Origin of the sequence: Paracoccus sanguinis (assembly GCF_900106665.1) — a bacterium.
GTDB lineage: Bacteria > Pseudomonadota > Alphaproteobacteria > Rhodobacterales > Rhodobacteraceae > Paracoccus > Paracoccus panacisoli.
Genome location: NZ_FNNA01000018.1, coordinates 1 through 2,530, shown reverse-complemented (window position 1 = coordinate 2,530; position 2,530 = coordinate 1). Strand labels below are relative to the sequence as shown.

Sequence of the window (2,530 nt, the reverse complement as noted above, 5' to 3'; positions counted from 1 at the left end):
CTCAAGCGCCAGATCGACGAGGCGCGCGAGATGCCGGCACAGCAGAACGCCATCCGACGGCTGCGGCTGAACGAATGGACCGAACAGGTCACCCGCTGGCTCGACATGGAGGTCTGGGCGGAAGGCGGGCTGCCGGCAAGTGCCAGCGGGACAGAGATCACGACCGGGCTTGCCTGTGTGGAGCGCCTGCTCGCGGGACGTGAATGCTATGGCGGGCTGGACCTGGCGCGGGTCAACGACCTCTCGGCTTTCGTGCTGCTGTTTCCGCCCACGCGGGATCCGACGCTCGGGAACCTCGCGGACAAGTGGATCGTGCTCAGCCGGTTCTGGGTGCCGGAAGAGGACATACTGCGCCGCGCCCGGCGCGACCGCGTGCCCTACGATGTCTGGCGCGACCAGGGGTTCCTGACAGCCACGCCCGGCAATGCCACCGACTTCGCCTTCATCGAGGCGGAGATCGTCAGCCTCGCCGGCCGGTTCGATCTGCGCGAGCTAGCCTATGACCGCACCTTCGCGGGCGAGATCGTCCAGCATCTGCAGGACGAGGGCATCAACCTGGTTCAGTTCGGCCAGGGGTTCCTGAGCATGGCCGCGCCCACGGCGGAGCTCGAGCGGCTCGCGGTCTCGCGCCTGCTCTGGCACGGCGGTCACCCGGTGCTGCGCTGGAACGCCTCGAACGTCGCCGTCCGGCACGACCCGGCCGGCAACATCAAGCCCGACAAGGAACGCTCCTCCGAGCGCATCGACGGGATTGTGGCACTCTGCAACGCGCTCGGCCGGGCGATGCTGCGCGACGAGACCGCCGGCCGCTCGGTCTATCAGGCCCGAGGGCCGATGCTGCTCTGACAGGAACACTGCATGTCTCTCTGGTCCCGTCTCCTTGGTGCGCGCGAGAGCGCGGCGCCCGCAGCGCCTCCACAGCCTCCGCCTGACCTGCAACCGCAGGCGGCGCTCGGGTCCTGGAGCGGCACGCTCGTCCACACCTCGGCGGAACTCGAACAGGTTCTCCGCGGCGGGCACGGCACCGCGGCCGGCATGTCTGTCTCACCCGAGTCTGCGCTGACGGTGGCAGCGGTGCATGCCTGCGTGCGCATCATCGCCGGCGCGGTCGCCACGCTGCCGCTGCAGCTGCGCCGGCGCATCGACGACCGCACCCGGGAGGACGCGTCCGACGATCCGCTCTGGCACCTGCTGCGGCGCCGGCCCAACCGCTGGCAGACACCCTCGCAGTTCCGCCGCATGATGCAGACGCATCTGCTGCTGCGTGGCAATGCCTATGCGATGATCGTCCGCTCGCGCGGACAGGTCCGGGAGCTGATCCCGTTGCAGCCGGACCGGGTCACCTGTCGGCAGAGGGACGATCTGACGCTGGAGTACGTCTACATCCGCCGCGACGGGGTGCGGGTGCGGCTCGGGCAGTCCGAGATGTTCCACCTCGTCGGCATGACGCTCGATGGCGTCACCGGCGTGTCGGTGATCACCCATGCCCGCGAGACGATCGGGCTGTCGCTGGCGATGGAGGAGCACGGCGCCTCGACCTTCCGCAATGGGGCCCGGGTCTCTGGCGTGCTGCGCCACCCCGGACGCCTCGGGCCCGAGGCGGTGGCCAACCTCAAGGCGGGCCTCGACGAGTTCCGCTCGGGCGGCGAGCAGGAAGGCCGGCACCTGATCCTCGAGGAAGGCATGGACTACGCCCGCATGGCGATGACGGCCGAGGACGCGCAATGGATCGAGAGCCGGAAGTTCACCCGCGCCGACATCGCCATGTTCTTCGGGGTGCCGCCGCACATGATCGGCGACACCGAGAAGTCGACCAGCTGGGGCACCGGCATCGAGCAGCAGTCGATCGGCTTTGTCGCCTACACGCTCGAGGATCACCTCACGACCTGGGAGGAGACCATCGCCCGCGATCTGATCCCGGAGTCGCGCTTGGATCTCTACGCCCGCTTCAACCGCGCGGCACTGGTGAAGGGCGACATCAAGGCTCGCTGGGAAGCTTACGTGAAGGGGCTGCAATGGGGCGTCTGGAGCCCCAACGAGATCCGCACGCTGGAGGACGAGAACCCGCGGGAGGGCGGCGATGTCTATTACCCGCCGCCGAACATGACGGGGCCCACGACCGCGGATCAGGACGCCGACGGATCGCTGCCGTCCACAGAGGAGCGAGAGCCATGACGCTGCGCAACGCACCCGAGATCACCCTGTCGCGCCCGCCGAGAGTGCAGGCCTATGAGCCCGACCCTACACTGATGGATCGGTGGAATGCCGGTCTTCGGGCGGCAGACAGGGACGGCACCACGGATGCCGCCCGCGTCATCAGCATGCTTGACGTGATCGGCGCGGGCGGGTGGACCGGCGAAGGTGTAACGGCCCGGCGCATCGCGGCAGCGCTCCGCGCCATCACCGCCGACAATATCACCGTCGACATCAACAGCCCCGGCGGCGACTTCTTCGAGGGCGTGGCAATCTACAACCTGCTGCGCGCCGATCCGCGCCGGGTCTCCGTCCGCATCCTCGGGCTTGCCGCCTC

3 protein-coding genes are annotated in these 2,530 nt (G+C 68.9%); all 3 read left to right on the top strand.

The features are described 5' to 3' along the window. The coding region (locus BLW17_RS17210; protein ID WP_244507350.1) for a terminase TerL endonuclease subunit at positions 1 to 846 on the top strand (846 nt) is incomplete at its 5' end. Between the two features lie 12 nt (positions 847 to 858). Beyond that, complete coding sequence (locus tag BLW17_RS17205) at positions 859 to 2,175, top strand: phage portal protein (RefSeq protein ID WP_081969288.1); 1,317 nt, start codon at positions 859 to 861, stop codon at positions 2,173 to 2,175. Then, positions 2,172 to 2,530, top strand: a 359-nt coding sequence (locus tag BLW17_RS17200) for an ATP-dependent Clp protease proteolytic subunit (RefSeq protein WP_170835627.1), incomplete at its 3' end; no start/stop codon positions are given. The genes BLW17_RS17205 and BLW17_RS17200, both read left to right, overlap by 4 nt.

What these genes read in the sequence shown, in the direction of transcription:
- BLW17_RS17205 (WP_081969288.1), top strand. Translation starts at nt 859, where the DNA reads ATGTCTCTCTGGTCCCGTCTCCTTGGTGCGCGCGAGAGCGCGGCGCCC.